Origin of the sequence: Paracoccus sigandri, from assembly GCF_003709565.1 — a bacterium.
In the GTDB taxonomy this organism is placed as follows: Bacteria; Pseudomonadota; Alphaproteobacteria; order Rhodobacterales; family Rhodobacteraceae; genus Paracoccus; species Paracoccus siganidrum.
The window spans coordinates 125201-150790 of sequence record NZ_QNRC01000009.1 but is presented as its reverse complement, the minus strand read 5'-3'; the positions used below and the strand labels follow the sequence as shown (position 1 = coordinate 150790).

General features: G+C 68.2%; 24 protein-coding genes. 14 read left to right on the top strand and 10 right to left on the bottom strand.

The annotated features are described in order from the left end of the window. The first annotated feature begins 86 nt into the window (after window positions 1–86). From C9E82_RS10715 to C9E82_RS10705, 3 genes are read left to right on the top strand one after another with little or no spacing between them, the layout of a single operon-like run. Window positions 87–770 carry a phosphatidylserine decarboxylase gene (locus tag C9E82_RS10715; RefSeq protein ID WP_119896974.1) on the top strand — a complete coding sequence of 228 codons (684 nt, stop codon included), beginning with the start codon at window positions 87–89 and terminating at the stop codon, window positions 768–770. Continuing rightward, window positions 770–1510 (top strand): CDP-diacylglycerol--serine O-phosphatidyltransferase, encoded by a 741-nt coding sequence (pssA, locus tag C9E82_RS10710; RefSeq protein ID WP_119896975.1) that lies wholly within the window; start codon window positions 770–772, stop codon window positions 1508–1510. Before C9E82_RS10715 ends, pssA begins: the two co-directional genes overlap by 1 nt. Before the next feature lie 59 nt (window positions 1511–1569). After that, window positions 1570–2241, top strand: coding sequence for a class I SAM-dependent methyltransferase (locus C9E82_RS10705; protein ID WP_119896976.1), 672 nt, complete (start codon window positions 1570–1572; stop codon window positions 2239–2241). Between the two features lie 19 nt (window positions 2242–2260). Here the strand turns inward: C9E82_RS10705 and C9E82_RS10700 are convergent, their stop codons facing one another. The 3 genes from C9E82_RS10700 to C9E82_RS10690 all read right to left on the bottom strand — a co-directional run bounded on the left by C9E82_RS10700 (window position 2261) and on the right by C9E82_RS10690 (window position 5856). Further along, window positions 2261–3631 carry an aspartate aminotransferase family protein gene (locus C9E82_RS10700; protein WP_119896977.1) on the bottom strand — a complete coding sequence of 457 codons (1371 nt, stop codon included), beginning with the start codon at window positions 3629–3631 and terminating at the stop codon, window positions 2261–2263. A gap of 39 nt (window positions 3632–3670) precedes the next feature. Then, window positions 3671–5131, bottom strand: a complete 1461-nt coding sequence (locus C9E82_RS10695; protein WP_119896978.1) for an NAD-dependent succinate-semialdehyde dehydrogenase — start codon at window positions 5129–5131, stop codon at window positions 3671–3673. 212 nt (window positions 5132–5343) lie between these two features. Further along, entirely contained in the window at window positions 5344–5856 is a 513-nt protein-coding gene (locus C9E82_RS10690) for an Lrp/AsnC family transcriptional regulator (protein WP_119896979.1), read from the bottom strand. Window positions 5857–5929: 73 nt separating this feature from the next. Here C9E82_RS10690 and ehuR point away from each other — a divergent pair, with 73 nt between their 5' ends. From ehuR to C9E82_RS10635, 11 genes are all read left to right on the top strand, one after another. Further along, on the top strand, window positions 5930–7303 hold the full coding sequence (gene ehuR / locus C9E82_RS10685) for a MocR-like ectoine utilization transcription factor EhuR (RefSeq protein WP_183154064.1): 1374 nt from the start codon (window positions 5930–5932) through the stop codon (window positions 7301–7303). Between the two features lie 188 nt (window positions 7304–7491). Beyond that, window positions 7492–8559, top strand: a complete 1068-nt coding sequence (dctP, locus tag C9E82_RS10680; RefSeq protein ID WP_119896981.1) for a TRAP transporter substrate-binding protein DctP — start codon at window positions 7492–7494, stop codon at window positions 8557–8559. Window positions 8560–8706: 147 nt separating this feature from the next. After that, window positions 8707–9294 (top strand): TRAP transporter small permease, encoded by a 588-nt coding sequence (locus C9E82_RS10675; protein ID WP_119897022.1) that lies wholly within the window; start codon window positions 8707–8709, stop codon window positions 9292–9294. Between the two features lie 3 nt (window positions 9295–9297). After that, window positions 9298–10581: a TRAP transporter large permease gene (locus C9E82_RS10670; RefSeq protein ID WP_119896982.1), complete on the top strand. Its 1284-nt coding sequence runs from the start codon at window positions 9298–9300 to the stop codon at window positions 10579–10581. Window positions 10582–10590: 9 nt separating this feature from the next. Next, complete coding sequence (locus C9E82_RS10665) at window positions 10591–11034, top strand: universal stress protein (RefSeq protein ID WP_119896983.1); 444 nt, start codon at window positions 10591–10593, stop codon at window positions 11032–11034. 18 nt (window positions 11035–11052) lie between these two features. Further along, a complete protein-coding gene (locus C9E82_RS10660) occupies window positions 11053–11757 on the top strand; it encodes a maleate cis-trans isomerase family protein (protein ID WP_119896984.1) in 705 nt (234 codons plus the stop codon). Next, complete coding sequence (eutB, locus tag C9E82_RS10655; RefSeq protein WP_119896985.1) at window positions 11751–12716, top strand: hydroxyectoine utilization dehydratase EutB; 966 nt, start codon at window positions 11751–11753, stop codon at window positions 12714–12716. The genes C9E82_RS10660 and eutB overlap by 7 nt, the downstream gene beginning before the upstream one ends. After that, window positions 12713–13678, top strand: coding sequence for a cyclodeaminase (locus tag C9E82_RS10650; RefSeq protein ID WP_119896986.1), 966 nt, complete (start codon window positions 12713–12715; stop codon window positions 13676–13678). Before eutB ends, C9E82_RS10650 begins: the two co-directional genes overlap by 4 nt. Beyond that, window positions 13679–14875 (top strand): ectoine hydrolase DoeA, encoded by a 1197-nt coding sequence (doeA, locus tag C9E82_RS10645; RefSeq protein WP_119896987.1) that lies wholly within the window; start codon window positions 13679–13681, stop codon window positions 14873–14875. Next, window positions 14872–15870, top strand: a complete 999-nt coding sequence (gene doeB, locus C9E82_RS10640; RefSeq protein WP_119896988.1) for a N(2)-acetyl-L-2,4-diaminobutanoate deacetylase DoeB — start codon at window positions 14872–14874, stop codon at window positions 15868–15870. Before doeA ends, doeB begins: the two co-directional genes overlap by 4 nt. A gap of 176 nt (window positions 15871–16046) precedes the next feature. Then, window positions 16047–16322 (top strand): DUF6522 family protein, encoded by a 276-nt coding sequence (locus C9E82_RS10635; protein ID WP_119896989.1) that lies wholly within the window; start codon window positions 16047–16049, stop codon window positions 16320–16322. A 7-nt stretch (window positions 16323–16329) separates the two neighbouring features. Here the strand turns inward: C9E82_RS10635 and C9E82_RS10630 are convergent, their stop codons facing one another. From C9E82_RS10630 to C9E82_RS10600, 7 genes are all read right to left on the bottom strand, one after another. Beyond that, a complete protein-coding gene (locus C9E82_RS10630; RefSeq protein WP_119896990.1) occupies window positions 16330–17496 on the bottom strand; it encodes a nucleotide sugar dehydrogenase in 1167 nt (388 codons plus the stop codon). Window positions 17497–17530: 34 nt separating this feature from the next. After that, window positions 17531–18643 (bottom strand): glycosyltransferase family 2 protein, encoded by a 1113-nt coding sequence (locus tag C9E82_RS10625; RefSeq protein WP_119896991.1) that lies wholly within the window; start codon window positions 18641–18643, stop codon window positions 17531–17533. A gap of 1 nt (window position 18644) precedes the next feature. After that, on the bottom strand, window positions 18645–19649 hold the full coding sequence (locus C9E82_RS10620; protein ID WP_170162001.1) for a glycosyltransferase family 2 protein: 1005 nt from the start codon (window positions 19647–19649) through the stop codon (window positions 18645–18647). After that, complete coding sequence (locus C9E82_RS10615) at window positions 19646–20194, bottom strand: hypothetical protein (RefSeq protein WP_122449266.1); 549 nt, start codon at window positions 20192–20194, stop codon at window positions 19646–19648. The genes C9E82_RS10620 and C9E82_RS10615 overlap by 4 nt, the downstream gene beginning before the upstream one ends. A gap of 84 nt (window positions 20195–20278) precedes the next feature. Next, window positions 20279–21553 carry a class I SAM-dependent methyltransferase gene (locus C9E82_RS10610; RefSeq protein WP_170162002.1) on the bottom strand — a complete coding sequence of 425 codons (1275 nt, stop codon included), beginning with the start codon at window positions 21551–21553 and terminating at the stop codon, window positions 20279–20281. Between the two features lie 5 nt (window positions 21554–21558). Then, the gene (locus C9E82_RS10605; RefSeq protein WP_119896995.1) at window positions 21559–23109 is read right to left on the bottom strand and encodes a hypothetical protein; all 1551 of its coding nucleotides are present in this window, start codon (window positions 23107–23109) and stop codon (window positions 21559–21561) included. Continuing rightward, window positions 23106–25583 (bottom strand): glycosyltransferase, encoded by a 2478-nt coding sequence (locus C9E82_RS10600; protein WP_119896996.1) that lies wholly within the window; start codon window positions 25581–25583, stop codon window positions 23106–23108. Before C9E82_RS10600 ends, C9E82_RS10605 begins: the two co-directional genes overlap by 4 nt. Between the last annotated feature and the right edge of the window lie 7 nt (window positions 25584–25590).

Here is a 25590-nt window from a genome sequence, read left to right as displayed (position 1 = left end):
GCCGCCCGCAAGGGCGCGCCAGGCTATTGTATCGCGGGCCAATCCCTTTATGACTGGCGCGGCAGTCCAGCCGGGGGGGACGCCTGATGCGTATGCGCGACACTTTCATCAAGCCGATGCACCGCGAGGGCATCCGCTTCGTGGCGATCTTCGCCGCGGTGACGCTGGTGCTGTTCCTGCTGTGGGCGCCCCTGGGCTGGATCGGGCTTGGCCTGACCATCTGGTGCTATTACTTCTTCCGCGACCCGGAACGGGTCACGCCGGCCCGGCCTGGCTTGGTCGTCAGCCCGGCGGACGGGATCGTGTCGCTGATCGAGCCGGCGGTGCCGCCGGCCGAGCTGGGGATGGCGGACGTGCCCCTGACCCGCGTCAGCGTGTTCATGAGCGTGTTCAACTGCCATGTGAACCGCGCCCCGGTGGCGGGCGAGATCGTCTCGGTCGCCTATCGCCCCGGCAAGTTCCTCAACGCCTCGCTGGACAAGGCCAGCGTGGATAACGAACGAAACGGCCTGCGCATCCGCATGGAGGGCGGGCGGGAACTGGCGGTGGTGCAGATCGCCGGTCTGGTCGCCCGCCGCATCGTCTGCTTCGTGAAGCCGGGCGAGCGGCTGGCGACCGGCGAGCGCTTCGGCCTGATCCGCTTCGGCTCTCGGCTGGATGTCTACCTGCCGCCCGGCGTGGCGCCGCTGGTCAGCATCGGCCAGACCATGGTCGCCGGCGAGACCGTGATCGCCGTGCTGGACGCGCAGGACGACCGGACAGGGGCGTGATGGATCCTTCTGGCCCGCAGACCGAGTTCTCGCTGCTGCAGCTGCTGCCCAACGTGCTGACCATCGTGGCGGTCTGCGCCGGGCTGTCCGCCATCCGCTTCGGCGTGCAGGGCGACTATACGCCGGCGGTGCTGCTGATCATCGCGGCCGGCATCCTGGACGGGATCGACGGGCGCATCGCGCGGCTTCTGGGCAGCGCCAGCAAGATGGGCGCCGAGCTGGATTCGCTGGCCGATTTCCTGAATTTCGGGGTTGCCCCGCCGCTGATCCTGTATTTCTGGGCGCTCCAGGACATCCGCAGCCTGGGCTGGATCTGCGTGCTGGTCTTCGCGGTCTGCTGCGTGATCCGGCTGGCCAGGTTCAACGTCTCCAGCAAGTCCGAGACCGCGCCACGCGACAGCGCCTATTTCGAGGGGGTGCCGTCCCCGGCCGGCGCGCTGCTGGTGATGCTGCCGATGTATCTGTCCTTCGCCTTCGCCGACCGGCCGGTGCTGCCCGACCTAGTGATCTGCCTCCACATGATCGTCGTGGGCCTGTTGCTGATCAGCCGGGTCCCGACCTGGTCTTTCAAGACCACCCGCATCTCGCGCGAGAACGTCAAGTTCTTCCTGGTCGGTGTCGCCTTTGTCGGGGCCGCGCTGCTGACCTTCGCCTGGGTCACGCTGATCGCGCTTTGCCTCGGCTATATCGGCATGGTGATCTGGGCCTGGATCGACAGCGACCGCCCCCCGACCCGATAAGGCCCTCAAGCTGGCAAGGCCCCCAATCTGACAAGGCCCCAATCTGACAAGGAACGGCAATGGACATCGAAGCGATCCGATCCTCTTATTCCCGGTGGGCGCCGATCTATGACCGGACCTTCGGGGCGGCGACCAGCATCGGCAGGCGCCGGGCGGTGGACTATATCAACCGTCGCGGCGGAACCGTGCTGGAGGTCGGCGTGGGCACCGGGCTGTCGCTGGAACATTACGCCCCGGAAATGCAGGTGACCGGCATCGATTTCAGCGAGGAGATGCTGGAAAAGGCCGTCGCCAAGGTTAAGCGGCTGGGGCTGGGTCAGGTGCGCGAGCTGCGGCAGATGGATGCGCGGGCGCTGGACTTCCCGGACGACCATTTCGACACGGTCGCGGCGATGCATGTCCTATCGGTGGTGCCCGAGCCGGAAAAGGTGATGGCCGAGATCGCGCGGGTCTGCAAGCCGGGCGGCAAGGTGGTCATCACCAACCATTTCGCGCGGGAACGCGGCGGGCTTGCCCTGCTGGAGCGGGTCCTGGCCCCGCTTGCGAACACCATCGGCTGGCATTCCGATTTCCGGATCGAGACGGTGCTGCAGGAAAACACCCTGACCCTGGAAGAGCGCCGCACCCTGCCGCCGCTGGGGATGATGACCATGCTGGTGCTGGGCGCCGGCCCGGATCAGGCGGCAGGTCAGGCGGTGGCGGGTCAGGCGGCGGACGGAAACCCCGCCTGATCCGGCCGCGGCGGCCGCGTCAGCCAAGCACTTCGGCGATGGCGTCCCTGGTTGCGGAAACGATCTGGTCGGCCTCGGCCCGCGTCAGGCACAGCGGCGGCGCGAAGCCCAGGATGTCGCCCTGCGGCATCGCCCGCGCGATCACCCCGCGCTTCAGCATCGCCGCGACGACCTTGGCGCCCTTGCCCTCGGCGGCATCGAAGAAGGCCCGCTTGTCGCGGTCGGCGACCAGTTCCACCGCACACAGCATCCCTTCGCCGCGCACATCGCCGACATGGGGATGATCGCCCACCGCCGCGCGCATCGTCTCGACCAGATAGCGGCCGACGGTTCCGGCATTCTCGACCAGGCCCAGATCGTCGATCAGCTTCAGGTTGGCGATGCCCGCCGCCGCGCCGATGGGATGGGCCGAATAGGTCCAGCCATGGCCCAACACGCCGTTTTCGTCCGTGCCCTGCATCAGCACATCCCACATCCGCTGCCCGACGATCGAGGCCGACAGCGGCGCATAGGCCGAGGTCAGCCCCTTGGCGCAGGTGATCAGGTCGGGCCGCACGCCATAGTGATCGGCGCCGAACATCGACCCCAGGCGGCCGAAGCCGGTCACGACCTCGTCCATGATCAGCAGGATGTCGTGGCGGTCCAGAACCGCCTTGATCGCCGGCCAGTAGCCCTCGGGCGGCGGCACGATGCCGCCCGTGCCCAGCACCGGCTCGCCGATGAAGGCGGCGATGGTATCGGCGCCCTCGGCCGCGATCAACTCCTCCAGCCTGGCCACGCAATGGGCGGTGAAATCGGCCTCGCCCATCGCCGGGTCGGGGCGGCGGAAATGATAGGGCGCCTCGGTATGGATCACCTGCGACAGCGGCAGGTCGAACTTCTTGTGGAACAGCTCCAGCCCGGTCAGCGATCCGGTCATCAGCCCGCTGCCGTGATAGCCCCGCCAGCGCGAGATGATCTTCTTCTTCTCGGGCCGGCCCAGGATGTTGTTGTAATACCAGACCAGCTTGATGTTCGTCTCGTTCGCGTCCGAGCCGCCAAGCCCGAAATAGACCCGCGCCATGCCCGCGGGCGCGCGGTCCATGACCATCTTCGAGAGCGTGATCGAGGCCTCGGATCCATGGCCCGCATAGGCGTGGTAATAGGACAGCTCGCGCGCCTGCGCGGCGATGGCCTCGGCGATCTCGGGGCGGCCATAGCCGACATTCACGCAGTAAAGCCCGGCGAAGCCGTCCAGCAGGCGGTTGCCGTCGCGGTCGGTGATGAAGACGCCCTCGCCCCCGGTCACGATGCGCTGCGGCGCCTCGCCGCGGGCGAACTGGCCCAGATGCGTCGAGGGGTGGAAGAAGCTCTCGCGATCCCATTTCGCCAGTTCGTCATTCGTCAGCATGTTGTTTCCTTTCATCCCCTGTCCGTCGGCCTGCGTCACTCAGGCCCAGTCGCGGCAGACATACTTGATCTCGGTAAAGGCCTCGAGGCCCTGCCGGGCGCCCTCGCGGCCGATCCCGGACTGTTTCATTCCCCCGAAGGGGATCGGCGCGCCGGTGACCTTGGTGCGGTTCACGGCCACCATGCCGTATTGCAGTGCCCGCGTCATCCGATAGATCCGCCGCGGATCCAGACTGTGGACATAGGCGACCAGCCCGTATTCGGTCGCGTTGGCCCGCGCGATCACCTCGTCCTCCTCGTCGAAGGGCGACAGGGGCGCGACGGGGCCGAAGGTTTCCTCGCGCATGATCGCCGCCGCGTCGGGCACGTCGGCCAGCAGGGTCGGATGGAAGAACAGCGGCCCCAGCTCCTCGGCCACGCCGCCCCCGGTCAGCACGCGCGCGCCCCTGGCGACGGCATCGTCGATATGGGCGATCTGCTTGGCGATGGCGCGGTCGTGGATCAGCGGGCCGATATCGGGGTCCTGCAGGCCGGGGCCAAGCGTCAGCTTCTCCACGGCCTCGGTGAAGCGGGCGCAGAATTCGTCATAGACCGGGCGCTGCACATAGAAACGGTTGGCGCCCAGGCAATCCTGCCCCGAGGTGGCGAATTTCGCCTTGACGGCCTCGGCCACCGCGCGCTCCATGTCGGCGCCCTTGAAGACGATGAACGGGGCATGGCCGCCCAGCTCCAGCACCAGCCGCTTCACGGTATCGGCCGATTGCCGATAGAGCAGCCGCCCCACCTCGGTCGAGCCGGTGAAGGACAGCGCCCGCACGCGCGTATCGGCGGTCCATTCGCCGACGATGGTCGCGGCATCGCCGATCACCGTATTGACCACGCCCTCGGGAAAGCCCGCCCGCCGCGCCAGTTCCGCCAGCGCCAGGGCCGACAGCGGCGTCTCGGCCGAGGGATGGATGACCACCGTGCAGCCCGCGCCAAGTGCGGCGGCGGCCTTGCGGGTGATCATCGCCGAGGGGAAGTTCCACGGCGTGACCAGGGCGGCGACGCCCACCGGCTCGCGCCACAGCTCCATCTCGGCATCGGGAAGATGGCTGGTGACGCCCTCGATATTGGGGCGCAGCGCCTCCTCGGCATAGAACTGCACGAAGCTGGCGGCATAACCGATCTCGCCTCGCGCCTCGCTGACGGGCTTGCCCTGCTCGGCCACCATGATCCGGGCCAGGTCCTCCTTCGCGCCAAGGATCAGCGCGTGCCAGCGATGCAGGATGGCGGCGCGGTCCTGCGGCAGCATCCCCGCCCAGCCGGCAAAGGCGGCCTCTGCGGCATCCACGGCGGCCTGCGCGCCGGCCGCGTCGCTGACGGCCACCTGCGCCACCGGCTCGCCCGTGGCGGGGTCGCGCACGGCCAGGCGGCCTTCGCCCGCGAAATCGCCGCGGCCGGGCAGCAGGCCGGCATCGTTCAGCCGGTCTCTCAGGTTGCAGGACGGATCGTCAAGCATCGCGCACCTCCTTGTTGCCCCGGAAAATGGCGCGGCCGGTCCAGGCGATTTCACCAAAGCGGCCGGGGCCGGGCAGAGAAATCCTCTTTTCTCGCCCCCCGTGCCGGGGAAATCCTCGGGCCCTTTCATCTTGGCCCAAATATCCTGGGGTGAGGCGCGGCACGCGCCGAGGGGCAAAGCCCCTTCTTCCCGGCCAGCCCGATGCGCCGCGCTCAGCCCCCGCCGGCGCCCAGCAGCGCCGAGGCGGGCGGCAATTCCTTGACCGGCTTGGTCACGATATAGCTGAAATAGCGCCTGACCCCGGCGCGGCTTTCCAGAAGCCCGTCCATCAGCACTTGGAAGGCCGCGACGTCGCGCGCGATCACCTGCATCAGATAGTCGTAGCCGCCGCCGATCGCCCAGCAGCCAGTGATCTGCTCCATGCGGGCGATGGTGCGCTCGAAGATCTGGAAGCTCTCGGCGCGGTGGCTCTCCAGCTCGACGGTGACGAAGACCTGCACATGCGGGCCCAGCCCGGCCAGGTCGATCTCGGCCCGATAGCCGCGGATCAGCCCGGCCTTTTCCAGCCGCTTCATCCGCTCCCAGCACGGCGTCGGCGACAGGTTCACCCGCCCGGCCAGGTCGGTCTTGGCGATGCGCCCCTCGCGCGACAGCGTCGCCAGGATGGCGATGTCGCGGTCGTCGAGACGAAGTTCGGGGCGCGGGTTGGGGTGTGGCGGGCTCATGTCCCGCTTGTTTCCGCAGGGCCCTCGAATGTCAATCTGGACAAGCAGGGCGGGCTTGGCTCAACTGCCGGGCATGTCGCACTGGCCCCTGACCAAGGAAGATATCACCCGTCCCGCCTATCGCGCGCTGGCGCAGGGGATCGCCGCGGCCATCGATTCGGGCAGCCTGCGCCCCGGCGACCGGCTGCCGCCGCATCGCGACCTGGCCTGGAAGCTGGGCCTGTCCGTGCAGACCGTCAGCCGCGCCTATGAGGAGCTGATTCGCGCCGGCCTGATCTCGGGCGAGGTCGGGCGCGGCAGCTTCGTGAAATCCGGCCCGCGCGAGACGGTCGAGGTGCCGTGGTTCCGCGCCGCGACCGACCGGCCGCCGATCGATCTGTCGATGATGACGCCGGTGGCGCTGCCGCAGATCGCCAAGGCCTGGCGCGACAGCATGATGCGGGTGGCCGCGCAACTGCCCGACCCGGCGATCTTTTCCTTCCGGCCGCGGCAGACCATGGCGCTCTATGGCGGGATGGCGGCGGGCTGGCTGGCGCGCTGCGGGCTGGTGGTGCCGGCGCAGCGCATCCTGGTGACCAACGGCACCACGCCCGCGATGTTCATCGCGCTGATGACCGCCGCCGCGGCGGGCGACGAGATCGCCACCGAAAGCTCGACCTGCCACACGCTGAAGCCGGCGGTCCAGCACCTGCACCTGCGGATGCGCGGGATCGCGGGCGACGATCGCGGCATGATCCCCGAGGCGCTGGTCGCCGCCGCGCGATCCTCGGGCGGGCGGATGAAGGCGGTCTTCCTGCTGCCCTCGGGGGCGGGGCCCTTCGCGCGGATGATCGACCGCGACCGGCGCGAGGAACTGGCCGATGCCGCGCGCGATGCCGGGCTGGTCATCCTGGAAAGCGACCCGCTGGGACCCGTGGCGCTGCGCCGCCCGCCCTCGGTCAGCAGCTTCGCGCCGGACCACAGCTTCTATTTCACCGGCCTGTCGAAATGCCTGTCGCCGGGGTTGCGGCTGGGCTTCCTGGCCATGCCCGAGCATCTGGCGGAACGGGCGCTGAACCGGCACCTGTCGGTCGCCTGGATGGCCACGCCGATGATCGCCGAGATCGCCCGCGACTGGATCGAGACCGGCATCGCCGACGATCTTCTGGCCGCGCAGCGCGTCGAGCTTGCCGCCCGCAACCGGCTTGCGCAGCGCGTCCTCGGCGGGCGCAGCCGCGGCTTCCTGCACGGGTTGCACCGCTGGCTGCCCCTGCCCGAGGGCAGCGACGAGGGCGAGCTGTTGCGCCGGGCGCTGGCCCAGGATGTCGCGCTGGCGCCCGGATCGGGCTTCGCGGTCATCGATTCCGGCCCCGCGCTGCGGCTGTCCCTGGGCACGCCAAGCCTGCGCGATCTCGAACAGGGGCTGAACATCCTTTCGGCACTGCTGCCCGCCGGGACCACAGCCTGACGGTTTCCGCGGGCGGGTCGTTTGACACCCTCCGGGAAAATTGTCATGGTTTAATATAGAAATTGACTTGAAATCGACTTGGCACGAACTCTCGTCGCCAGCCAGATCGGGCAGGAACGACCCGAATCCTGCAACTTCGGAGGTCCGCGGCGCCGCACGCGCCAGCAGGCCCGCTCACAGGAGGTAACATGAACCGCAAGACATTGACCGCCGCCAGCCTGACCGCCCTGATCCTGGGCTCGGGGGGCGCGATGGCCGACACATGGCGCTATGCCTTCGAGGAGGCGCTGCACGAGGTGCAGGGCCAGTTCGCCCAGAAGTTCAAGGAAGAGGTCGAGGCCAATTCCGACCACACCGTCCAGCTGTTCCCCTTCGGCACGCTGGGGGAATCGGCCGACATCATGGAGCAGACGCAGTCCGGCATCCTGCATTTCGTGAACCAGTCGCCCGGCTTCACCGGCGCGCTGATCCCCGAGGCGCAGGTCTTCTTCGTGCCCTATCTGCTGCCGCAGAACCAGGACCAGCTGGTCAGCTTCTTCCGCAATTCCAAGGCCATCCACGAACTGTTCCCGCCGCTTTACGAGCAGCAGGGGCTGGAGCTTCTGACCATGTATCCCGAGGGCGAGGTCATGCTGACCACCAAGGCCCCGGTGGCGTCGCCCGAGGACCTGAACGAGGTCAAGGTGCGGGTGATGACCAATCCGCTGCTGGTCTCGGCCTATCAGGCCTTCGGCGCGACCCCGACCCCGCTGCCCTGGGGCGAGACCTATGGCGCCTTGCAGACCGGCATCATCCAGGGTCAGGAAAACCCGGCCTTCTTCATCGAATCGACCAAGATGTATGAAGTGACCGACCATATCACCCGGTTGGGCCACAACAATTTCACCACCGCGCTGATGGCCAACAAGGACTTCTTCGACGGGCTGCCGGAAGAGGATCAGCAGGTCATCCGCGACGCCGTGGACGCGGCCTTCGACTATATCATCGACTACCAGACCGGGCTCAGCGACGAATCCCTGGCCAAGATCGAGGAGGCCAAGCCCTCGATCACCATCACCGAGCTGACCGAGGAACAGCGCCAGCCCTTCATGGCCACGGCCGAGGCGGTCGAGCAGGAATTCCTGAAGATCGGCGGCCCGCAGGCGGAAGCCATCCTGGAACAGATGAAGGCCGACCTTGCGGCGGCGGCGGAAGCGGCCGGCGGCCCGGTGGCCGACGAGACGCCGACCGAGGAAGCGGAAGCCCCCGCCGACTGAGCCGGTCCCGCGGCACACGGGTCCGGCCGGCATCCGGCCGGATCGCCTTTCTTGCAACCTTCAGCCTGAAGGGACTGCGGCATGACGCTTGACGACAAGCACGCCCCCAAGCCCGACCCCGACCTGCTTGCCGCGGCGCAGGCGACGATGCTCGAGGGCGACGACATCGACGATTCCCAATACGTCTCCGGCCTGCCCGGCCCGCTGGGTGTGCTGGATGCGGTGATTGCCCGGCTCGAGGCCGTGCTGCTGGCGATCGGCGTCATGCTGATGGCCGCCAACACGGTCGCGAACGTGGTCGGCCGCTATGTGCTGGGACGCAGCATCTATTTCTCGGAGGAACTCAACCAGGCGCTGATCATCCTGATCACCTTCGCCGGCATCTCCTATGCTGCGCGGCACGGCCGCCATATCCGCATGTCGGCCTTCTTCGACGCGCTGCCCTTCCGGCTGCGCAAGGTGATGATGATCGTGATCACCGTGGTGACGGCGGCGGGGATGTTCCTGCTGGCCTGGTATTCCTTCGACTACGTCCTGACGCAGGCGTCGCGCGGCCGGCAATTGCCCGCGCTGCAGATCCCGCAATGGTGGATCATCGTCTGGGTGCCGCTGGGGTTCTTCCTGACCGGGGTGCAATACGCGCTGACGGCGGTCAAGAACGTCATCGACAAGGATATCTGGCTGTCGACCAATACGCTGGAAGGCTATGACGACAGCCGCGAAGAGGAGGTCTGATCCATGATCTGGGCAATCTTCGGCACCATGGTCGTCCTGCTGCTGCTGGGCTTTCCGATGATGATCCCGCTGGTCGCCGGTTCGCTGATCGGCTTCGTGATGCTGTTCGGCGGCATCGGCCAGCTGGACACGATGGTCCAACAGATCCTGGGCGGCATCCGCCCGGCCAGCCTGATCGCCGTGCCGATGTTCATCTTCGCCGCCGACATCATGACGCGCGGGCAGTCGGCCAACCGGCTGATCGACGTGGTGATGGCCTTCTTCGGCCATGTCAGGGGCGGGCTGGCGATTTCGACGGCCGGGGCCTGCACCATGTTCGGCGCGGTCTCGGGCTCGACCCAGGCGACGGTGGTCGCGGTCGGCGGGCCCTTGCGGCCGCGGATGCTGAAGGCGGGCTACAGCGACAAGTTCACGCTGGCGCTGATCATCAACGCCTCGGACATCGCCTTCCTGATCCCGCCCTCGATCGGGATGATCATCTATGGCGTCGTCTCGGGCACCTCGATCGCCGAGCTGTTCATCGCCGGCATCGGGCCGGGGCTGACGATCCTGCTGATGTTCTCGATCTACTCCTATTTCCACGCGCTGCGCCACGACGTTCCGACCGAGCCGAGGGCCAGCTGGGCCGAGCGTCGCCGCGCGCTGCTGCGGGCGCTGTGGCCGATGGGTTTCCCGGCGATCATCATCGGCGGCATCTATGGCGGGGTCTTCTCGCCCACCGAAGCCGCCGCCGCCTGCGTGCTCTATGCGCTGTTCCTGGAGATGATCGTCTTCCGCGAGATGGGCTTCCGGCAGCTCTATGCCACGGCGAAATCGACCGGGCTGATCACGGCGGTGGTCTTCATCCTGGTGGGCGCGGGGGCCGCCTTCTCCTATGTCATCAGCTTCGCGCAGATCCCGCAGGCGATCCTTGCCGGCATCGGCATCGACGAGATGGGCCCCTATGGCGTGCTGTTCACCATCTCGATCGCCTTCTTCATCGGCTGCATGTTCGTCGATTCCATCGTCGTGGTGCTGATCCTGGTGCCGATCTTCGCGCCGGTGGTGCAGGCGACGGGGCTGGACCCGGTGCTGGTCGGCACGATCATCACCCTGCAGATGGCCATCGGCAGCTCGACCCCACCCTTCGGCTGCGACATCTTCACCGCCATCGCCATCTTCAAGCGCCCGTATCTGGAGGTGATCCGCGGCACGCCGCCCTTCATCGTGATGCTGCTGGGGCTGACGGTCGCGCTGATCTTCTTCCCGCAGATCGCGCTGTTCCTGCGCGACCTGGCCTTCAGATAGGGGGGCGTCATGTTCCAACGGATACTGGTTCCCTATGACGGCTCGAACGGCGCCGAGCGGGCGCTGATCAAGGCGGTCGAGCTGGCCAAGCTGTGCGGGGCGCAGCTGACGGTGCTGACGGTCTATCGCCATCACTCGATGCTGGAGGCCTCGCTGTCGATGGTGCGCGGCGCCGCCGAGATCGGCGGCAGCCTGGACGAGGCGATGCGCGGCACCGCCCGCGACGCGGCGGATTACGCCAAAAGCCACGCGAAGGATGCCGGGGTCGAGAAGGTCAGCGCCTTCATCAAGGCCGGGCCGCCCGCCCGCACCATCGTCGCCTTCGCGAAGGAAAAGGGCTGCGACCTGATCGTGCTGGGCTCGCGCGGGCTGGGCGCGACCGAGGGCTACCTTCTGGGATCGGTCAGTCACAAGGTCACCGGCCTTGCGACCTGCCCGGTCATGGTCGTGTGAGGAAGGGCGGAACGGCATATGTGGCGCGACGACCTGAACCGCTTCGGGCTGATAGCCTTGGCTACCGACCTGACCATCGAAGCCGATGCGGCGCGGCTGATGCCGCCCGGCACGCGGCTGCACGTCACCCGCATCGCCTTTGACAACCCCACCACCGCCGAGAACCTGCGCCAGACCGGCCCGCGGCTGAAGGCGGCCGCCGACCTGATCGTGCCGGGGGTCGAGCTGAAGGGGATCGGCTTCGGCTGCACCTCGGCCTCGGCCGTGCTGGGCGAGGGGATCGGCGCGCTGGCCGGCAACCGCGCGCCCCTGTCCACGCCCACCGGCGGGGCGCTGCGCGGGCTGAGGGCGCTTGGCATCGGGCGGATCTCGCTGATGACGCCCTATCTGGCGGAAACCACCGATCTGGTCGGCGACTGGTTCCAGGCGCAGGGGATCGAGGTGCTGGCGCGCCATTCGATGGGCCATGCCGACGACCGCGACATGGCGCTGCTGCCCGCGCGCGAGATCGTCGAGATGGCGGAAAGCTCGGACCATCCGCAGGCCGAAGCCCTGTTCATGTCCTGCACCGCGCTGGCCGCCCTGCCGGTCATCGACGAGATCGAGTCCCGGCTGGGCAAGCCCGTCCTCAGCGCCAACCAGGCGCTGTTCTGGTCGATGCTGGACCTGGCGCAGATCCCCGCCATCGGGCCGGGCCGGCTGTTTCGGGCGCGGACATGGTGACGGGCATGGTGACGCTTGACGACATCCACGCCGCCCGCGACCGCATCGCCGGGATGGTGCGCGAAACGCCGGTGAAGCCCGCGCCGGGCCTGTCGCGGCTGGCGGGCGGGCCGGTCTGGCTGAAATGCGAACACCGCCAGGAAACCGGCGCCTTCAAGCTGCGCGGCGCGGCCAATGCCGTGGCGCGGCTGGGGGATGTCGCGGGGGTGACGACCGCCTCGACCGGCAATCACGGCCGCGCGCTGGCCCATGCGGCGCGGGCGCAGGGGCTGGCGGCGGTGATCTGCGTCTCGCGCCTGGTGCCGCAGAACAAGCTGGACGCCATCGCCGCGCTGGGGGCCGAGGCCCGCGTCATCGGCGCCAGCCAGGACGAGGCCTTCGAGGAAGCCCGCCGGTTGCAGCGCGAGGAAGGCTTCGCGCTGATCCCGCCCTTCGACCATGCGGACGTGATCGCGGGGCAGGGGACGCTGGGGCTGGAGATATTGCGCCAGGTCCCCGACGCCGCCGCCATCGCCGTGCCGCTGTCGGGGGGCGGGCTGCTGGCCGGGGTGGCGCTGGCGGCGAAGTCGCTGAACCCCGCGATCCGCATCATCGGCATCAGCATGGAGCGCGGCGCCGCCATGGCCGCCAGCCTCAAGGCCGGTCGCCCGGTCGAGGTCGAGGAGAGGCAGACCCTGGCCGACAGCCTGGGCGGCGGGATCGGGATGCGGAACCGGCTGACCTATCCGATGGTGCGCGAGCTGATGGACGATTTGATCCTGCTGACCGAGGAGGAGATCGCCGCCGGCATCCGCCACCTGGCGCAACAGGATGGCGAGACGGTCGAGGGCGCCGCCGCCGTCGGCGCGGGCGCGATCCTTGCGGGCAAGCTGCGCGCGGACGGTCCGCTGGTCCTGATCCTGTCGGGCGCGAATATCGATCCCGCCCGCCACGCCGCGATCCTTCGGGGGCAGACATGAGCGATATCCTGATCCTGCATGAAGACCAGCTGCGCCGGCGCCTGCCCCTGGACCGCGCTGCCGTCGACGTGGTCGAGAACGCCTTCGCCCGGCTGGCCGAGGGCGGAGTCGAGATGCCGCCGATCCTGTCCATGCACATGCCCCAGGTGAATGGCGAGGTGGACGTGAAGACCGCCTATGTGTCGGGGCTGGCGGGCTTCGCGGTCAAGATCTCGCCCGGCTTCTTCGACAATCCGGCGAAGGGGCTGCCCTCGACCTCGGGGCTGATGGTGGTGCTGTCGGTCGAGACCGGACGGGTCATGGCGGTGCTGCTGGACAACGGCTATCTGACCGACCTGCGCACCGCCGCCGCGGGGGCCGTCGCCGCGCGGCACCTGTCGCGCCCGGATGCGACCCGCGCCGCGATCTTCGGCGCCGGGCTGCAGGCGCGGATGCAGCTGCAGGCGCTGCGGCTGGTCCGGCCCATCTCTGATGCCGTGATCTGGGCGCGCGACGCGGCCAGGGCGCAGGCGCTGGCCGATCAGCTGACCGGCGACGGCCTGGCCGTGCGCGCCGAGCCCGACCCGGCCGCCGCCGCCGGTTTCGCGGACATCATCGTGACCACGACCCCGGCCACCCGCCCGATCCTGCGGGCCGAATGGCTGCGTCCGGGCCAGCATGTCACCGCCATGGGCAGCGACCAGTCGGGCAAGAACGAATTGCACCCTGACTGCCTGTCCCGCGCCGATCTCTATGTCGCCGATCGGCTGTCGCAGACCCGCCTGATGGGAGAGCTGCGCGCCGCGCTTGCCGCCGGTGCCATGCCCGAGGGCGAATATCCCGAACTGGGCCAGGTCATCATCGGCCGCCATCCCGGCCGCACCGGCCTGGATCAGATCACCATCGCCGACCTGACCGGGACCGGCGTGCAGGACACCGCCATTGCCACCCACGCGCTTGCCGCGTTTTCACATGAGACCTGAATGCCAGAACTGCAAAGGACCCCCGAACGTTTCTCGACCGAGGAATATGAAGAGCGCCTGACGAAGACGCGCAGCAGCATGGCCAGGCTTGGCCTGGACCTGCTGATCGTCAGCGACCCGTCGAACATGGCCTGGCTGACCGGCTATGACGGCTGGTCCTTCTATGTCCATCAATGCGTGATCGTCGGCCCGGACGGCCCGCCGATCTGGTTCGGACGCGGTCAGGACGCCAATGGCGCGCTGCGCACCGTCTGGATGCCTGACGACAACATCATCGGCTATCCCGACTATTACGTGCAGTCGGTGGAACGCCACCCGATGGATTACCTGTGGGCGCAGCTGGCCGACCGGGGCTGGCATCGCGGCTTCATCGGCGTCGAGATGGACAATTACTGGTATTCCGCCAAGGCGCATGAGCGGCTGGTCCACGGCCTGCCCGAGGCGCAGATCCTGGATGCCACGGGCCTCGTGAATTGGCAGCGGGCGGTCAAGACCCCCAAGGAGCTGGAATACATGCGCAAGGCCGCCCGCATCGTCGAGCGGATGCACCGCCGCATCGCCGACAAGGTCGAGGTGGGGATGCGCAAATGCGACCTGGTGGCCGAGATCTATGACGCGGGCCTGCGCTATGACGAATGGGCCAGCCATGGCGGCGACTATCCCGCCATCGTGCCGCTGCTGCCCTCGGGTCCCGATGCCGCAGCCCCGCACCTGACCTGGGACGACCAGCCGATGAAGCCGAACGAGGGCACCTTCTTCGAGATCGCCGGCTGCTATCAGCGTTACCATGTGCCGCTGTCGCGCACGATCTTCCTGGGCAAGCCGCCGGCCGAGATGCTGGAGGCCGAAAAGGCCGTCCTGGAGGGGATGGATGCCGGCCTGAACGCCGCCCGCGCCGGCAATACCTGCGAGGATGTCGCGGCCGCCTTCTTCACCGTCCTGGACCGCCATGGCATCGTCAAGGACAACCGCACCGGCTATCCGATCGGGCTCAGCTATCCGCCCGACTGGGGCGAGCGCACCATGTCCCTGCGCCGCGGCGACCGCACCGAGCTGAAGCCGGGCATGACCTTCCATTTCATGACCGGGCTGTGGATGGAGGACTGGGGCTACGAGACCACCGAATCCATCGTCATCACCGAGCGCGAGCCGGAACTGTTCTGCAACATCCCCCGCCGGATGCTGGTGAAGGCATGAGCGCCCATCCGATCCACCCGACCATCGCGCTGGACGCCTCCGGCAAGGCGCATGGCTTCCTGCGCCTGCCCTATTCGCGCAACGACAGCGCCTGGGGCAGCGTGATGATCCCGCTGACGGTGATCGCCAATGGCGAAGGACCGACGGCGCTTCTGACCGGCGGCAATCACGGCGACGAATACGAGGGGCCCATCGCGCTGCAGCAGCTGGCATGGGAGATCGATCCGGCCGATGTCAGCGGCCGGGTCATCATCGTGCCCTATCTGAACTATCCCGCCTTCCGGGCCGGGGCGCGGGTCAGCCCGATCGACCAGGTGAACATGAACCGCTGCTTTCCGGGCCGGGCGGATGGCAGCCCGACCCAGAAGATCGCCAGCTATTTCAACGATGTGCTGGTGCCGATGGCGGATCTGGTGCTGGACTACCACTCGGGCGGCAAGACGCTGGACTTCCTGCCCTATGCGGCGGCGCATTACCTGGAGGACCAGGACCAGCAGGCGGGTTGCGTGGCGGCGGTCCGGGCCTTCGCCGCGCCCTACAGCATGATGATGCTGGAAATCGACGCGGTCGGCATGTTCGACACGGCGGTGGAATCGCAGGGCAAGGTCTTCGTCACCACCGAACTGGGCGGCGGCGGCACGGCCACCGCGCGCTCGGCCGCGATCGCGATCCGGGGGGCGCGGAACGTGCTGCGCCACGCGGGCATCCTGGCGGGCGAGATCGAGCGCGAGGGCGACAGCATCATGCTGGACATGCCGGCCGAGGATTGCTTCCACTTCGCCACCCGCGACGGGCTGATCCATCCGCTGGCCGATCTGGGCGATCGGGTCCGCGCCGGCCAGCCCATCGCGCGGATCTGGCCGCCCGACCGCACCGGCACCGCCCCGGTCGAGGTTCTTGCCAATCGCGACGGCGTGATCGCCGCGCGCCATTTCCCCGGCCTGGTCCAGAGCGGCGACTGCCTTGCGGTGATCGCCGATATCGCGGCGGGCTGATCTTCGGGGATATCGTCCCGGCTGGCCCGCCCTGGCCGGGACCTGTTCCTTCTTTTCCCGGCGCGCGGGCCGCGGGTCTTGCACCCATGGTCCGCGCATCGCATCTGATGGGCAGAGGGTTGCGTCGCCGCCCGCCCGACGGCGCAGCCGATCCGTCCAGCGCAGGAGGGGATGCGATGCCCGCCATCCGTCACGACGACAACCGCTTCGAGGTCGATGCGGCGATGATCGCCGACGGCTTCGGGATCGATGCGGCCCAGGTCGCGGCCTTCATGCGCGACGGGCGCATCACCAGCCGCTGCGAAGAGGGGATCGAGGCCGATGCCGGCCGCTGGCGCCTGACCTTCTATCTGGGCGACCGCGCCCTGCGCCTGACCGTGGATGCCGGGGGGCAGGTCCTCAGCCGTGCCCGTTTCGCGGCCCCGCGACGCGGCGGGGCACAGGCGGGCTGAGGCTGGCTCAGTTCTCGCCGAACAGGTCGCGGGTGAAGACCTTTTCCGCGACATCCCGCAGCGCCGGGGTCATGCGATTGGCGACGATCAGGTCGCAATCGCGCTTGAAGCGGTCCAGGTCGGCGATCAGCGGAATGCCCCGGTAATCGGTGCCGCTCAGCCGCGGCTCGTGGATCGCCAGTTCCGCGCCCCTGTCCCGCAGCCGCTCGATCACGCCGGCGACCGAGCTGTCGCGGAAATTGTCCGACCCCGCCTTCATCACTAGCCGGAAGATGCCGATCCGGGCGGGTTTCCGCGCCATCACGGCATCGGCGATGACATCCATGCGCGTGGTGTTGGCGTCGATCACCGCGCGGATCAGGTTCTGCGGCACCCGGTCGTAATTCGCCAGAAGCTGCCTCGTGTCCTTGGGCAGGCAATAGCCGCCATAGCCGAAGGAGGGGTTGTTGTAATGCGCGCCGATGCGCGGATCCAGGCAGACGCCCTGGACGATGTCGCGCGCATTCAGCCCATGGGCCATGGCATAGCTGTCCAGCTCGTTGAAGAAGGCCACGCGCAGCGCCAGGAAGGTATTGGCGAACAGCTTGATCGCCTCGGCCTCGCGCGCGTCGCACAGCAGCAGCGGCACGTCGGGATCCAGCGCCGCCGCGCGCAGCAGCTCGCCGAAGCGCCGGGCGGGTTCGCTGCGCGCGCCGACGACGATGCGCGAGGGGTGCAGGTTGTCGTGAAGCGCGCGCCCCTCGCGCAGGAATTCGGGCGAGAACAGGATCCGGTCGGTGCCCAGCCTGGCGTTCAGCGCGTCGGTGAAGCCCACGGGCACGGTCGATCTGACCACGATGGTCGCGCCGGGGGCAAGCTGCCGGGCGCTTGCCGCGACCGCCTCGACCGAGGCGGTGTCGAAGCGGTCCGTTTCCGGGTCGTAGGAGGTGGGCGTGGCGATGACGACGAAATCGGCATCCGCCATCGCCTGCGCCGCATCGGTCGTCGCCTGCAGATGCGGCACGCCCTGGGCCAGCATCGCCTCGATCTCGGCATCCTTGACCGGCGAGCGGCCGGCATTCACCGCCGCCACCCGCGCCGCATCGACATCCAGCGCCACGACCCGGTGCCGGCGCGCGATCAGAAGCGCGATGGACAGCCCGACATAGCCGATGCCCGCGACGGTGATCTTCATGGCCGCTGCCCTTCCCCCTTGTCCTGCGCAGGCGTCACCCGCGCTCAAGCTGTTGGATCGCCGCGAAGGCCCGGCTTGCGGCAAGGGCGCGCAGGTCCCGGCCCGCGCGCTCCAGCGTCCGCTCGGAACCCTCGGCCCGCGCCTCGATCCGCGCGATCCGCCGGTCCAGCGCCGCCCGGTCCCAGGCATCGAGCTGGCCCCAGATGTCGCCCGCCCGCAGCCGCAATGCCTCGGTCCAGATGGGCCTGTCGCCATGGCGCGCGGCCAGCCGCGCCCAGACCGGATCGGCGATCGCGGCCAAGGCCGTCGCGCCCGCGGTGGCATAGGCGTGCAGGCCGGTGGCGGGCAGGTGCCCGGCCTGCGCCTCCATGCGATCCAGCAGCCAGCATGCGGCGGTTTCCTGAAGCGCCAATTCGTCCGCCGGCAGCAGCTCCAGGATCGCGGCGAAGCGGGTGAAGACGGCGGCCGGATCGAGGCTGTCCTCGGGTGGCACCGGGCGATGGCAGGTCACGGTATCGAGGAAGCCGATGCTGTCGGCGGCAAGGCAGGTGGCCCAGTGGAAGGGAACCTCGGCCAGCGGCGCATCCGTTTCGGAAAAGCGCAAGCCGTGCCGTTCCAGAAAGGTGCGGCGATGGAAGACCCGCCAGGGCGCGGCGGCGAAGGCCAGCGCCTGATCGCGCAGGCGGGCAAGGCTGGCGGCGCGGTCCAGCTGGTTCCAGCATCGCGCCTCGGCGGCCGGCCGGGTGGCCGCGCCGGAGGGGTCCAGCTCCTGATAGCCGGTCAGCAGGATGTCGGCCGGGTGCATCACCCAATGGGCGCGGGCGCGCTGGAAGCCGTCGTGCTGGATCCGGCCGTCGCCATCGACGAAGACGACCGTCTCGCGGCTTGCCGCCGACAGGCCGACATTGGCGCGGATGCCGATCCCGCCCGGCGTGCGGGTGCCCAGCCAGATCGGGTTGACGGCGACGCCCTCGGCGAAGCCGGGATCCGCGAGGCATGCCGTGGCGGCATCGACCGTGCCGTCCTGCGAGCCGTCATCGACAAGGATCACCTCATCCCTGGCGCGCGCCACGGCGGCGAGGTCGGCCAGGCAGTCCGTGATGGTAGGGGCGACGTCGCGGATGGTGACGATGAAGCTGATCGCCATGTCAGTGCCCCTCTCGGATCAGGAAATCCACCATGCGCTCCGCCTGCTCGGGATTTTCCTGCGCAAACAGGATGAATTCCTCGGGGCGGAAATCCAGATAGGCGCGGCGGGTCAGCTGCCGGAAGCGCGCGGACAGGTCCGGGTCGATCTGGCGCAGGTTCCACCGGCAGATGTTGTCGGTGAAGCGGATGAATTGCCGCATCAGCCGCAGATGGTCCGGCGCCTCGCGCAGCCGTGGGGTCAGGTCGGCCAGGATCTCGAACAGGCACAGCCGCTCGGGCCCGCGCCGCGCCGTCAGGTGGTGGTCGCGCCCCCCGATCACATGGGTGGCGCCGATCAGGCGCATCGCCAGCACCCGCCGCGCATGGGCGAAGCTGAGCCAATGCAGGCGGATGTCGTTATGCACCGGCGTTTCCGAACAGGTGATGGCATGGTCGCGCAGGAAGGCGGTGCGGTAGATCTTGTTCCAGGGATAGGCGCTGATGGTGCTGAGGAGCGCGCGCTCGTCGCGGTTCAGAAACAGCAGCCCGGCATTGCCGAGCGCCCGGTCCCACAGCTCTTCCTCGGCCTGGAAAGAGCCGTCGCGGCCCTCCTTCGCCTGCACGCGGGTGTCGTTGTGGCGAAAGATGGTGAAGTCGGGAAGGCCCTCGGGATCGGCGGCGTGGCGGTGCCAGATCGCGGCCAGGTCGGGGGCAAGCTGGTCGTCGGCATCGAAGAACAGCACATTGGCCGCCGTCACCCGCTGAAGCCCGATATTGCGCGCATGGCCGGCGCCCCGGCGCTGGTGGCTGCGCAGATAGACCAGGGCCGCGCCCAGCCGGTCCCGGTCGAAGCCCAAGGCCGCGGGGTCGCAGGGCGGGTCCGAGGCGTCGTCGACGACGATCACCTGCGCGAAGATGCCCATCGCGGCGACCTGCGCCAGCAGGGCGGACAGGTCGTCGGGCAGGTTCCAGACCGGGATCACGATCGCCAGATCAGAGCCGGCCGCAGGGGCGGAAGCTGTCATACGATGAACAGGCGCAGGTCCAGAAGTTCCAGCTCGACCTCTCCGGCGCGGAAGAACAGCACCAGGTCGCGCCATTGGGCGCTGCGCGGCAGGTCGGGCGTGCGCGCCAGGTCGATGACGTCCAGATGCGTGCTTTCCTGCGCGAAGGAGATCATCGACTTGGCGAAGAAATTGTCCACGAAGGCGCCGTCGCGGCCCGAGCGCAGGCAGACCCGCGTGGTGATCGAGGCCGGCGCGCGGCTGCGGATCACGACGCCCAGCACGCCGGCCTCGGACAGGTCCGCCGGGCCCATCGCCACATGCAGCGCCTGCCAGCGGGGGCGCGCATCGCCGCGCGGGACAGACTTCAGCCGCAGCAGCTCGCCCGGCCGCGATTCATAGGTGCCGGTGATCTCGGCCTCGGGGTCGTTGGACAGGTGGACGCCGTCGATGACATGGGTCTCGGTCCGGGTGATCTCGCCCTTGCCGTCATGGGCCATCAGGCTCTGCATCAGGAAGCGGGCCTGGGCGTCCGGGCCAAGGAAGAGGTTGTTCGTCATATCCATCTGCACCACCAGATTACCTTTCGCGCAATTGCGCGCATGAGCCGGGGCAAGTCAATGCGGGCACGCCTGACCGGCCATCCGGGATCAGCCGCGGAACGTATCCTTGACCTTGCGCATCGGTGCGGTGATCCGCCACGAGGTGCTGTTCAGCAGTTCCGCCGTATAGTCGGACAGCCGCCTGTTTTCCGCCCGCAGCGACTCCAGCTCCTGCCGCGCCGCGCCCAGTTCGGCCTGCAATCCGCCGTTTCGTTCCTCGCTGCGCTTCAGCTGCGCGCGCAGCTCCTCCAGCGCGGGGCCGCCGTCGCGCAGCTCTTCCAGATAGTCCGTCAGCGCGGCGGTCTCCCTGAAGCGGGTCGCGCGCTCGGTCTCGGCCCGTTCGCGCTGCGCCTTCTCGTTGCTGCGGCTTTCCTCCAGTTGCCAGGTCAGCGCGGCAAGATCCTCGTGCAGCTGGTCGGTCTCGTGGCGCAGCGAGAACAACTCGGCCTGCAATTCGCCCAGCCTGCGGCTGTGGCTGTCATAGGCATCGCGCAGCTCGGCCAGCGCCTTTTCGGCCTCGGCCTGGCCTTTCTGGGCCGCCGCCAGCGCCTTCTGGCCGGCATCGGCCCGCGCCGCATCCGCCACCTGCCGCGCCATCGCCTCCAGGCCCTGACCCAGCCGGCGGAAGACCAGGCCGATCTCGCCCGCGACGACGCCATCCGGGGCGGCACGCATCAGCGCCCGCAGCCGGGGCGGAAGGTCCTCGCCTTGCGGCAGCAGCGCCAGCCCGGCGCCGTCGGGGAATTCCAGCCGCGGCCCCTGGTCGATCAGCCGGCCCGTCCCGGCGGCGCCGGATTGCGCGATCCCGTGCAGGACCAGCAACCCGTCGCGCTTCACCACCCGCCGCCATTCGGCAAGATCGGGCGCGGCCCCCGCCGGCAGCCGGCACAGGTCGACCAGCAGCAGGTCCAGGCTGCCGTCGCGGAAGCCGTCAAGCGCCGCGCCGGCATCCGCCGCCGCCCGGACCTGGGCCAGATCGGCATAGAGCTGGCGCGCATGGTCGCGGATGGCGCCGGGCGGACTGGCCAGCGGCGCGCCGGTCCGGGCATCCGTCCAGAAGCCGATGCCCTCGCAGCGCCCGGCGATGTTCAGCTTGTCCAGCGCCTGGCACAGCGCGAACAGCGCCGCGCCCTCGCCCGCGCCCAGGACCGCCAGCCGCGCGGGCCGGGCCGCCTCGGCCAGCCAGAACAGCAGCGGCACATGCAGCATCAGCGCGGGATCGGCGATGAAGCGCGGCTGCCAGAACAGCGTCTCGACCGCCGCCGGAGACAGAAGATCCTCGCGGCGGTCGGGCAGGCCTTCCCCCGCCGGCGACAATTGCATCCTCGTCATCGAAACCTGACCTCCAGATCGTTTCCGCGCCTCGCCACGCCGCCGCCGGCCATCGCCGGAACTGCATGGCCCGCGCCATGGCGGCGCGACAGCAGCATCGCATCACCCAGGGGCCGGCCCCGCCAGCCGTCCGTGGGCAGCTCCGGCAGATGGCGGCGCGCATCCCCCAGCAGGATCACCCTTTCCGCCGCCATCCCGCCCAGGATGGCGCGCAGCATCCCGGCCCCGGTTCCCGCCCCCGCGACGATCAGCCCCGGAGAGGGCAGGTGATACCGCGCCAGGCACAGCGCCGGATCATCGGCGCAGCTCGCATCGGGCGCAACCGCGATCAGCGGCGAGGCGGTTTCCAGCCGGTCGAGGCGCGCCATGGCGGGCCAGGCCTCGCGGCGCTGCGGCAGCAGCAGGGCGACCAGCCGCCCCTCGCTGCAGGCGGCCAGCGTCGCGCTTTCCGGCGCATCGAGGTGCAGCGACACCGGATGGCGCGCGACCGCCTCGCGAATGGCCGCGATCTGTTCCCGCGACAGCCCCAGCGCCGAGCCCGCGAAACGCGCCGGATCCCCCGCCCGCCGGGCGATGCGGGTGGCCAGGGTCAGCCCCTCGGCGAACAGGCTGTCGGTCGCCTCGCGCGTCCGGGGCTCAGGCGGCCGCGCCGGTTCCCCCGGCTGGCCCAGGTCCAGCGGCGCATCCAGGATGCCCTCGGCCAGCAGGGCGTCGTTGCCGGCCTGCAGCAGCTCCAGCTCTTCCGCGCTCAGCGGGACCTCCGGCAGCGACTCACCTTCGCCGCCGTTGATCCGCGCTGCCGCCTGGCGCAGCCGGTGTTCCAGCTCCAGCCGCTCGGTCAGCCGAAGCGCGCCGGTCAGACTGTTCAGCCGCCGCTTCGCCTCGATCAGGACCGGCGCCTTCTCGCGCCGGTTCGCGTGGATCTGCTGCGCCAGTCCGGGATCGGTCAGCGGCAGGCCGAGCGCCTCCAGGAAGCGCGGCACCAGCGGGCGCGCATCGTCTTGAAATCGGATCGCCCGGACCTGCCGCGCGCCCAGCAGCGCGCCGAGATGCGCCAGCCGCCCGCGGTAATCCAGCGCGCCGCTGTCCATCGCCGCGCGGACATGGGTCGCGAAACCGTCGGTCGAGCTGTGAAACCCGCTCAGCACGTTCTCGACATGGCGCGAGCGCAGCCAGTCCAGCTGCGGCCGCAGCACGGCGAGGATCCGGACATCCCAGTTGCGGAAATAGTCGCCCAGGCGGGCGAGCGCGGCATCGGGCTGGTCGACGAACAGGTTCTCGATGCTGAGGACGACATGCGCGCGCGGGTGGTCGGCCAGCTCCCGTTCGAATTCGGCGAGGTCGCCGCTGGCGAGTTTGCGCAGCAGTTCGATATGACCCGGTGTCCGGTCCCGGTCATAAGGGTTCTGGCGGCCCAGAGGCGACTGCGGGAAAAGCGTGCCCTCGATCATCAGCGCCTTGCGCTGGCTGTCCATGTAATTCTGGAACGAGGTGCTGCCGGCCTTGGTCTGGCCGATATGGATGGTTACGCGACGCCTTTCGCTCATGCTGCTGCCGCCTCTTCGATGCGGCGTTTGAAGCCGAGCGCATCCGCCGACAGCGCAAGCCTGCCATTGCCTTGCGGGCCCGGCCCGATGTCCAGGGCCGTTGCAGCCAGACGCCGGGCGATGGCGCTGCTTGAAAATCGCTGTATCGCCACCTCCTGCACCTCGGCCAGATAGGCGATCCGCGCGGCATCGTCCTGGGCAAGGGTCCGCACGATCTGCGCCACCTGTTCGGGTGCGGCATAGATCGGCAGGGGGCCGAAGGTCGGCTCGAAACTGCGCGGCAGGATGACCGGAACGGCCGCCAGCATGGCCTCGGCGATGGTGCGGCCGAAACCTTCCACAAGGCCCGTGTTCGGGAAATAGACGAAGGCATCCAGATCGCGCAGGTAATCATAAGGCTCAAGCGAACCGAATTCATGGACCGTCCAGTTGCCGGGCAGACCCCCCAGGATGTCGCGCGCCCGCGCGGCACCGCCAAGGATGGAAATGCGGAAATCGTCGCTTGCCGGAAAGATCTGTCGCAGGCTTTCGGGATCCTCGTGCCATTTTTCCGCGCCGTCGCGGCTGTGTCGCCCGATGCGATAGGGTGGCGCCATCCGCGCCCTGGGATCGTGCCGATAGAGAGAAAGGTCGAATGTCGGCGTCCAGTCCGTTTCGGATAGAATGAAATTGTCGCCAGATTGCAGGCGGTATTCCTCAAGCTCGGCGCGAATTGCAGGACTGATCGGGCAAAAGGTGAGACTGCCGGTATTCAGTTGCTTTGCCATCGAGATCAACATGCCGCGGTCATAGACAGGTTCGCCGGTAGCGCGCAAATGTGAGTTGTTCACCACGATGAATGTATCTTCGGCCCTGATCCTGGGAGCAATATGACGGAAGGCATGGGATACAATCACCCTTGGATGACGACAGATGAACACCTTGGTTTTGAGATGTCCCAGACGTGACCAGTTGGTGATTCTATCTTTCCACGGAGTGAATCGGTTGTAGATCGGGAATCCCAATTCATTGTCGACAGGGCAGTTGATCAGGGAAATAGATCTTATATGCTGATCCAGGAATGCAAGTTCGTCCAGGGTTGATGAAGAGCTTCCCCCTGTGAAGGGCAGGTGAGTGGCAATCGAGACTTCGGCGGTAATGTCCATCTCGGCTGGAACATTGCTCTCCTGATACGTCTTGAAGAGTAGATCTGTCACCCCCGGTGCATTTACCATTTCGGGCGGCACCGAATACCTTATAGGTGCGCTTCTGCTGGGTATCCGGCTTGTGAACCTGTCCATCCCTTTGTGATACGTCCTGAAGGCATCAATATAGGCCCGGGCGTGCGGCGATACACCGACCGTTTCAGAATAGCCTAATGTCGGATGGTTCGTCAGGCCCTCCGGGTTGTCGAGGCAGAACATCGTCAATGTCGGAAGTGCAGGCACGGGTTTGCGTCGCAAATGCTCGATCCGGCCCAAAAGCTCGGAATCAGCGCCTACGCGCACCGGATCCCAGAAGCCCAGGAGATCGTGAAAATAAGTTGCCTCTATCAGCATCGAGATGAAGGCGCTCCGACATGCGCCGTCATGGACGAATCCCCCGGTCTTGTTCAGGCGAACGAACTGGCCGTTCTCGGCCATGCGCACCATTCCCGACATGGAGACAGGCGTTTTCTGCTCGGCGCAGAATTTCATCTGCCGCGTGAGCCGTTCCGGGTGCGCCCAGTCATCGGCGTCGTGGCCGGTGATCCACTCGCCCCTTGCCTGTGAAACTGCGACGTTTCTCGATACATATGGCCCGACATTTACCGAGTTGCGAAATGTGCGGATGCGGCTATCGCTATCGGCAAATTTCTGGATAATCTCCCATGTGCTGTCAGTGCTGACATCATCCACGATCAGCAGTTCAAGGTTGCGCCAAGTCTGCATCAGAACGGAGCGTATTGCATAGCCGATGGTCTTTTCGGCGTTCCATGCTGACATGATGACCGAGATCAGCGGGCCGTCGGCGGTCTGCGGCGCCGGATCTGTCATCAGCCGGTCCATCAGCAGGGGGCCTTCGCCCAGCCGCAGCGTCGCGACCCCGAAGTGACGCAGATAACCGTTCACATGCGCCAGCCAGCCCTCCATGTCGCCCTGGGCCAGGGCGCGGTTCGCCTGCAGGACGCTCAGCGTATGGGCCAGGTCGGGCGGAAGATGCCGGCGGGCGTAGTGGATGGCGCGGTCATGGGCGCCCGAGAGGGCGATCTCGTGCGCCCTCAGCAGCTCGCGCCCCTTCGCCGGGGGCGGCAGCATCAGCGCCTGCAGCTGTTCCGGGTCGGCGGCCAGCGCGGCGTTGGGCGCGCGGCCCATGCGGCTGCCATAGCGGCGGTAATGCAGCGCCGGGTCCATCTTCAGCGCGGCGACGTCGGGGAAGGCGTCCCGATACCATGCGGGATCGAACTGGCGGCTGGAGAAGATCCAGTCGATCGCGGTGGAAGTCTTGTCTGCCATTCTCTGC